The sequence below is a fragment of the Noviherbaspirillum sp. genome, from assembly GCF_036846085.1.
GTDB lineage: Bacteria > Pseudomonadota > Gammaproteobacteria > Burkholderiales > Burkholderiaceae_D > Noviherbaspirillum.
Genome location: NZ_DAIUCO010000225.1, coordinates 1 through 8,910, shown reverse-complemented (window position 1 = coordinate 8,910; position 8,910 = coordinate 1). Strand labels below are relative to the sequence as shown.

General features: G+C 62.1%; 2 protein-coding genes. Both read right to left on the bottom strand.

Going from position 1 to position 8,910, the window contains the following annotated elements:
• Positions 1-3,485, bottom strand: a 3,485-nt coding sequence (locus V7080_RS20405) for a non-ribosomal peptide synthetase (protein ID WP_334190226.1), incomplete at its 3' end; no start/stop codon positions are given.
• A gap of 5 nt (positions 3,486-3,490) precedes the next feature.
• A partial coding sequence (locus V7080_RS20400) for an amino acid adenylation domain-containing protein (protein WP_334190225.1) occupies positions 3,491-8,910 on the bottom strand: 5,420 nt, incomplete at its 5' end.

Below are 8,910 nucleotides of genomic sequence, written 5' to 3'. Positions count from 1 at the left end.
TGCGCATACGACAGCGGCAGGTCTTCATCCCGGGCCACCGGCGTGATCGGTGGCAAGGCGCTGCTTGCCGCCTGGCGCACCACGTCGGCAAAGTCGCTCAGCACCGGATGGTTAAACAGACTCACCACGTTGAGTTCGACACCGATACGGTGGTGCAGGCGCGAAATAACCTTGATTGCAAGCAGCGAATGTCCGCCGAGATCGAAGAAATGATCGCTTCGCCCGACCTGTGCAAGCTGCAGTACCTCGCACCATACCTGCGCCAGCACGGCCTCCATTTCATCGCACGGCGCTTCGTATGCGCCCACCGGGCGGGCGTAGGAGCCGGGCACTGGCAGCGCCTTGCGGTCAATCTTGCCGTTGGGCGTCAGCGGCAGCACCGGCATTGCCACCCAGGCTGCCGGCAGCATGTAGTTGGGCAACAACTGCTGCAGATGCGCCCGCAGCGCTTCCACATCAATCGCATGCATGGCCACGTAGTAGGCAACCAGCCGCCTGTCCCCCGATTGGTCTTCGCACGCAAGCACGACCGCTTGCGTCACGTCCGGATGGCTGAGCAGCGCAGCTTCGACTTCTCCCGGTTCGATCCGGTAGCCACGTATCTTGACCTGCTGGTCGTTGCGTCCCTTGAACTCGATGTTCCCGTCCGGCAGATAGCGCCCCAGGTCGCCGCTGCGGTACATCCGTGCGCCCGGTGTGGTAGAGAAGGGATCGGGGAGGAAGCGCTCTGCCGTCAATTCGGGCCGGTTCCAATAACCGCGCGCGACACCGGCACCACCAATATGTATTTCGCCCACGGCACCGATCGGCACCGGATCGCCGTGCCGGTCCAGGATGTAGACCTGCGCGTTATCGATGGGACGACCGATCGGAACCACTTGCGGCACGCCGCCTTCCGAGCAACGCCAGCTAATGGAGTCGACTGTCGCTTCGGTCGGACCGTAGAGATTCACGAAGGCGTGGCGTGCGCAGGCACGCGCTTGTGCTGCGAGCTCGGCATCCAGCGGCTCGCCTCCACTGAACAGGAAGTTGCACAAGGCCCCGCGTCCTTCGTGCTCCTGCAGCACCAGGCGTAGCAGGCTCGGCACGAACTGTGCGATCGAAACTTGCCGGTCGACGATGATGCGCGCGATGCCTGCGGCGTCGCGCTCCAGAGGCGACGGCAGCAACACCAGGCGCGCACCGATCGCCAATGGCGTCCACAGTTCCCATACCGACGCATCGAAGGAAATTGAAGTGCGCTGCAGTACTGCATCGGTTTCGGAAAAGCCGAAACTCCCGACCTGCCAGGCAATATGGTTGGCCAGTGAACGATGTTCAACCATCACACCCTTGGGTGCGCCGGTGGAACCCGAGGTATAAATAATGTAGGCAAGGTGTGACGGGGTCAGGCCCGCGAGCGCCGGATCCGTGTCTGGCATGCACGCCCAGTGTTCCGCACTCGCGCGCAAGTCAACGACCGCAGCGGAAGTGTGCAGCGCCGCCAGGCCGTCGGTCAGCACGACGGTGGGCGCACAGTCGTCGAGCATGCGTGCCAGGCGCTCTTCCGGGTAGGACGGATCGAGCGGAACATAGGCGCCGCCTGCCTTCAACACGGCCAGCAGGCCGATCACCAAGTCCGGGCTGCGCTCCACGCATACGGCGACACGGGCGTCCGGCTGGACGCCAAGCCCGCGCAGATGATGGGCAAGCCGGTTGGCGCGTCGGTTCAGTTCGCCGTAGGAAAGGGTTGCGTCCTCATAGAGGACCGCTATTGAATCAGGGCTACTTCGCGCATGTTCTTCAAATAGGACATGGACGCACACTTCGCTCCGGTGTGCAGCCGATGTCGCATTCCATTCGACGATGAGCTGCCGCCGTTCCTCCTCCGGGAGAATGTCCAGTCGGTGCAGTGGCGCGGCCGGCGTGCGCTCGAGGGCCTGTACCAGTGCCGCCAGCGCAGTCACTGTGTAGCTGCAGATGCGCTTGGGATCAAAGGGCATTTGCACCTGAGCGTGCAGAAGGAAGGCATTGCCCAAGTCGTCCACGCTCAGGTTGAACGGATAATTGGTGCGATCCGTTCCTCCCAGCATCTCCACGCCCGTCCATGCATCGACTCCCGCACCTCGCGTCTGTTCACCGCCTGGACTATGGCGGAAGTTCAGGAACGCGGTAAACAGCGGCCCCGGCGCTTCCACGCCGCTGCAGCGCTGCGCAAGGCTAAGCGAGGCATGTTCGTGGCGCATCAGACGAGTCAGCAGATCATGGGTCGCGCGCACGCCCTCCAGCACTCCGCCCTCACCAACGCGTATGCGGATTGGCAGCGTATTGATAAACATGCCGACCGCGCGTTCGGCAGTGGCGGCCGCATGCATACGTCCGAACAGGACTGTACCGAACACGACATCGTCGCGTTCGGACAGCTTGGCGAGCACGAGCGCCCATGCAAGGTGAAACAGACTGGCCGGCCCGACCCCGGCCAGTCGTGCCTGCCGGCGCAGGCCCTCACCGAGGTGGGCATCGAGTTCATGCCAGCATTCGGTTGTATACGAACCGTCGCCTTGCACATTGGACAATCCCAGCGGGACGGTTGCTTCGTCCACATCGGAGAGCATGTCGCGGAAGAAGGCCTCGTGTTCATCGCGGCGTACTTCCATTCGCGTCCGGGCTACAAAATCGCGAAACGGCAGCGGTGTCGGTAACTGCGTGGCCGTGCCGAGCAACTGCGCCCGGATTTCCTCCTTTATCACTTCCAGCGTCGTGTGATCGCCCGTCAGGTGATGGTTGAGCAGCAATACGACCCAGCGCTCCCTGGCGCAATCCTCGGCTATGCAAAAGCGGATCAACGGCGCCTGTCGCACGTCGATGCGGTAGCGTGATGGATCGAAGCGGGATTGAAGCTGGCTCAGAACGTCCCCCGCCGCAGGATCGGCATGGAACTCCTCCACAATCAATGGTGCACGCCGCCATACAACCTGCACCGGTTCCGGCAGTCCGTTCCATAGCACGGCGGTGCGCAGAATGTCGTGGCGGTCGATCACGGTCTGGGTGGCGCGAACGAAGGCATCGAGCCGGGAACGGGTGTCAAACGAATAAGCGTTGTGCAGCAGGTAAGGATCGCCCTCATCGCTTGCCAAATGATGAAACAGGATGCCTTCCTGCAGTGGTGCCAGAGGGTAGATGTCCTGCACGTTCGCAGCCCCGCCGGGTACCGTGGAGACGATGCGTTCGATATCGGCTACGCTCAGCTGCACCAACGGCAGCATCTCCGGTGTAATGAGATTGCAGCGCGGTGGAATGCGATTCGCAGGCACGACGAAAGCGGCGCCTTCCGGGCCCGCATACTTGCCTGACTGGAGAAGTTCGATCAGCGGCGCCTTGTGTTCGCGCAGTCGCGTGCGCAGGATCGGATCGTCGAGCACGTCTTCTTCCCCGCGCACGACCAATTCGGTGCCCTTCAACGAAAGGGCGATTCCCTTCTCGTTTAATTCGGTCACCAGCTCCATCAAGCTCACAATACGAACTCCTTTACTTTCTTTGTCGCAGCAGCCAGGTCAGCTAAAGTCGGCGTCATGAATAGGACACGCACGTCCACCTGCAGGTCTTCGCGCGCCATTCTTTCGACCATGCTAACCGCCATGAGGGAGTGACCGCCGAGCTCGAAGAAGTGATCGTTTCGACCCACCTTTTCCACATTGAGCAGGTCGGCCCAGATTCTGGCTAAAGCGAGTTCGACCGCGCCAACAGGTGCGTGATAAGCCCGCGTCGCGAATGCGGAGGAATCCGGCTGGGGCAATGCTGCATGATGGAGCTTGCCGTTGGGTGTGAGCGGGAAGGCTTCAAGCGCGATATAGACGCTTGGTACCATGTGATCTGGCAGGGCTGCCACCATATGGGCGCGCAGGCCCTCAGCATCCACGTGATCGACAAGGCCCCCATGGTCAGCCCGGTCCGGATTGCAGATGTAGTACGCAACCAGCCGCTTGTCTCCCGTGCTGTCATCTCTTGCCAGCACGGCCGCGTCGCGCACGGCCGAATGAGCCCGCAGGCGCGCCTCGATCTCTCCGAGCTCGATCCGGAAGCCGCGCACCTTAACCTGGAAGTCGTTGCGTCCGATGAATTCGATCTCTCCCTGTGCGTTGTAGCGCCCCAGGTCGCCGGTTTTGTACATGCGCGCTGCGGGATCGCCGGCGAACAGATCCGGCACGAAGCGCTCGGCAGTCAGTTCGGGCCGGTTCAGGTAGCCGCGTGCCACCTGATTTCCGGCGATGTGAATTTCCCCGATTACACCCGTCGGAACCGGCTCCCCGCGCGGGTCAAGGATGTAGATACGCGTATTGGCGATCGGGCGTCCGATAGGCGGGCTTTGATCGAAGTCCGGATCGCAAACATGCAGGCTTGCCCAGACCGTGTTCTCGGTGGGTCCGTAGGCGTTGATGTAGCGGCGTCTTCGGCCCCAGCGCCTGACCAGTTCGGCACTGGACGCGTCACCGGCCACTATGAGTGTGCGCACCGAAGAAAGCTGCACATCGTCGGGAAGTCCAGCCAATACTACCGGCGGCACAGTCAGGTGGCTGATCGCGTGACGCTCGACCAGGTCGGCCAGTGTCCGGCCGGCCAGGATAATATCTGCTTCCGGCATATGCAGCACTGCACCATTGCACAAGGCCATCACCAGTTCAAATACGCTGGCATCGAAACTAAAGGATGCGAATTGCAGCACCTCTGCGTCAGGCCCGATATCGAGCGTGCTTCGCTGGGCCGCGACCAGGTTGCACACGCTCCGATGCTCCACCATCACGCCCTTGGGTTTTCCGGTGGAGCCGGAGGTGTAGATCACATAAGCCAAATGGTCCGGTCTCAGGTCGACTGCAACGCAATCGGGATTCTCGCTCGCTTCGCTCTCCCATCGAAGCGTGTCAGCCTTCAAGTCGAATACCGGCAACCGCAGTTCGGGCAAGTCGGCACGCAAGGCGTCGGGAACGGCACCGTTGATGAGCATCGCGACCGGAGCACTATCCTTGATCATAAAGGCCAGGCGCTCGGCCGGATAGGCCGGGTCGAGCGGCACATACGCGCCGCCCGCTTTAAGCACCGCAAGCACGCCGACTACCATCTCCGGGCCGCGCTCAGCACAAATTGCGACTCGACTGTCGGGAAGGACACCATGGCGGCGCAGATGATGGGCTAGCCGATTGGCTTGCGCATTTAGCTCCTGGTAGCTCAGTTCGGTGTCGCCGCAGCGGATCGCCGCCTTGTCAGGCCTTGCATGCACCTGCAACTCGAACAGCTGGTGCATGCAGGACTGTGCCGGATAGTGCGTGTGCGTGGCATTCCACTCCAGCAGCATGAGCCGCCTTTCATCGTCGCCGAGGAGCGGAAGCGCCGCGATTTCCTCCATGTCGTGTGCGGCCATCTCTTGCAGTAACCTGCGCAGATAGCCGGCATAACGCTCTATCGTGGCGGGATCGAACAAAGCGGTCGCGTATTCAAATCCCCCGGAGAGTCCCTTGTCGGTTTCGCCTAGCGTCAGCGTAAGGTCAAACTTTGCGGTACGCTGCGCAGTATCGTAGGTTTCCGCTTGCAGGCCAGGGAGGTCGAATGCGCTGCCATCCTTGTGCTGCCAGGCCAGCATGGCTTGAAACAAAGGGCTGTAAGCCATGCTGCGCGGGGGATTGACCAGTTCCACCACATGCTCGAACGGCAGGTTCTGGTTTTGCTGGGCACGCAAGGTGCGCGCGCGTACATCCTGCATGAGCCGTGCCACGCTCGGCCTGCCCGACAGGTCGATGCGCAGGGCCAGCGTGTTGACAAAGAAGCCGATTAGCGGCTCGACTTCAGCCAGCGGACGGTTCGCGACCGGCACGCCAATCACCAGGTCTTCCTGCCCTGACAGGCGCCCTAGCAAGGTGGCCCAGGCAGTGAGCACGGTCATGAACAAGGTGCAATCATGACGACGAGCCAGGGACTGCAGGCTACGCACCAGCGCCGCATCCAGCTCGAAAGGAATGAATGCGCCAGCATGATCAGCCTGCGGCGGACGCGCACGATCTGTCGGCAGCTCTAGCAATGGCGGCGCACCGGCAAGGGTGTCGCGCCAGTAGGCGGCTTGAGCTTGAAGCGCATCATCCTCCATCCAGCGTCGCTGCCATACCGCGTAGTCGACGTACTGGATCGTCAGCGGTGGCAAGGGATCAGGCCGGCCTTCACGGAAGCAGCGGTACAGGCTTCCGACCTCGTGTGCCAGCACGCCCATGGACCAGCCATCGGAAATGATGTGGTGCAGGGTGAGCAGAAGCACGTACTCACGATCTGCAAGCCGGATCAACCTACCACGCGCCAGCGGGCCGATGTCGAGCTGGAATGGCGCGCCGGCTTCGGCGGACGCAATTCGCGCCAATTCCTGTTCCGGCTCCTGGCCCGCGAGCCGGCTGTCGCGCAAGTCATGCTCTTGCAGTGCGAATCCGCTGCCCCGATCGGCGACACGCTGGACCGGCCGCCCGTTCTCCAGGATGAAGGTGGTGCGCAGCACTTCGTGACGCGCAACCAGACGGTCCAGTGCGGCGCGCAGCGCCGTCTGGTCCAGTTCGCCGACCAGGCGTAGTCCTATCGGCAGATGGTAGGCATCGCTGACGCCTTGCATCTGCGCCAGGAACCACAGGCGCTGCTGGGCGAACGACAATTCGAGGGCTTGCGCGCGGTCCGCCGGACCTATCGGCGGAAGGCCGGTCAGAGCCGCATGCCGCGCTTTTTCGGACAGGGCCGATAGCACCGGTGCTTCGAACAACTGGCCGATGTCCAGCTCGACACCGAGCGCTTGGCGCACGCGGGCGATCATCTTTACGCCGAGGAGCGAATGTCCGCCGAGAGCGAAGAAATTGTCGTGGCGTCCAACGTGCTCCGCATTCAGTAGCTCGGCCCATATGCCAGCCAGCATATGCTCGATTTCACCGATCGGTGCCTCGTAGAGCCCGCTCGCGTAGGCGGTGCCGTCCGGTGCCGGCAATGCATTGCGGTCGAGCTTGCCATTCGGAGTCAGGGGCAGAGATTGCAACTGCACGAACGCGGCTGGCACCATATATTCGGGCAGCACTGCCGAGAGTGCCTCGCGCAATATATGGGTATCAATTTGTGCTTCGGCTGTCATGTAGGCCACCAGGCGCATGTCGCCCGGCTGGTCTTCGCGCGCCAGTACCAGCGCCTCGCGCATCCCTTCCTGTGCCTGCAGCCTGGCTTCGATCTCGCCCAGCTCGATGCGGAAACCGCGCAGCTTGACCTGATGGTCGTTGCGCCCCAGGAAGACGATGCTGCCATCGGCCAGATAACGCCCCAGGTCACCGGTCCTGTACATTCTTGCGCCCGCTTCGATGGCGAACGGGTCTGGCAGGAACCGCTCGGCTGTCAATTCATCGCGGTTCAAATAGCCGCGCGCAACCTGCACCCCGCCGATATAAATTTCACCCGCCACGCCTTGCGGCACCGGCTGACCATGTGGATCCAGTAGGTAAATGCGGGTGTTGGCGATCGGACGGCCGATCGGGATGTTGTCCGGCAAATCTTGCCCGCTGCACTCCCATGCGGTGACATCCACCGCCGCTTCGGTCGGGCCGTACAGGTTGGTCAGCCGTGCGTGCGGCAATGCCTCCCGGCACTGGCGTGCGAGGGTGCCCGGCAGCGCTTCGCCGCTGCACACGATGCGGCGCAGTGTCGTGCATGCTTCCACTTCCGGATGCGTCAGGAAGCTCTGCAACATCGACGGAACGAAGTGCAGCGTCGTGATTTCTTGCTCGCGTATCACCTGCGTCAGGTACGCCGGGTCCTTGTGTCCGCCCGCACGGGCCATCACCAGCTTCGCTCCATTGAGCAACGGCCAGAAGAGCTCCCACACCGAGACATCGAAACTGAACGGCGTCTTCTGCAGCACTGCGTCGTCGTGAGTCAGCCGATAAGCGTCCTGCATCCACTGGAGGCGGTTGACCACCGCCCGGTGCTCGTTCATTACCCCCTTGGGCCGGCCGGTAGAACCGGACGTGTAGATCACGTAGGCCAAGTGTGTCGGCAGGACGCCGCTTTCATTGAAATCGCCGGCATCTTCGTCCGCCCAGTCTGCACTGTCGGCATTCAGGTCGACTAGCGCTGCAGGGCCAACGTCCAGCATCGCGCGCAGCGAAGGATCGAGCGCTCCATGCGTGAGCAGCGCCACCGGGGCGCTGTCCGTCAGCATGTAGACGAGGCGTTCAACAGGATAAGCCGGATCCAGTGGTACATAGCCTCCACCTGCCTTGAGCACCGCTAACAAACCGACCACCATGTCAATGCTGCGTTCCATGCAGATCGCAACCAGCGTATCCGGCTTGACACCCTTGCGGCGCAGATAATGCGCGAGTCGATTGGCCTGTGCATTAAGTGCGCAGTAGGTCAGACTTGTTTCTTCATGCACAGCGGCAATTGCGTGCGGGGTTGTAGCCACCTGTTGCTCGAATATCGTATGCACAGAGGCATTAGACGGATAGGCGACATCAGTCGTATTCCATTCCACCAGCCGGCACCGATCGGCTTCTCCGAGCATGGTCAATTGCGCAACCGGCAGCGCGTCGTTCGCCACCATCGCCTGCAGGAGCAAGCGAAGGTAGCCGAGATAACGTTCCGCGGATTCGGCCGTGAACAGACTGGTCGCAAACTCCAGCCCACCACGAACCATGCCGTCAGCTTCCCCTAAATGCAGGGCCAGGTCGTGTTTGGCGGTTGACGCAAAAGCGTTGATCGATGTCGCATACAAGTCGACAAGCGCGGATGTCGCGGTTTCGTTGTTGTTCCAGGTGAAGCTGGCCTGGAACAGCGGGCTGTGCGCCAGGCTGCGCGGCGGGTTGACGAGTTCGACCACCTGCTCGAACGGCAGGTCCTGGTGCGTCTGCGCTTCCAGGGTGCGCG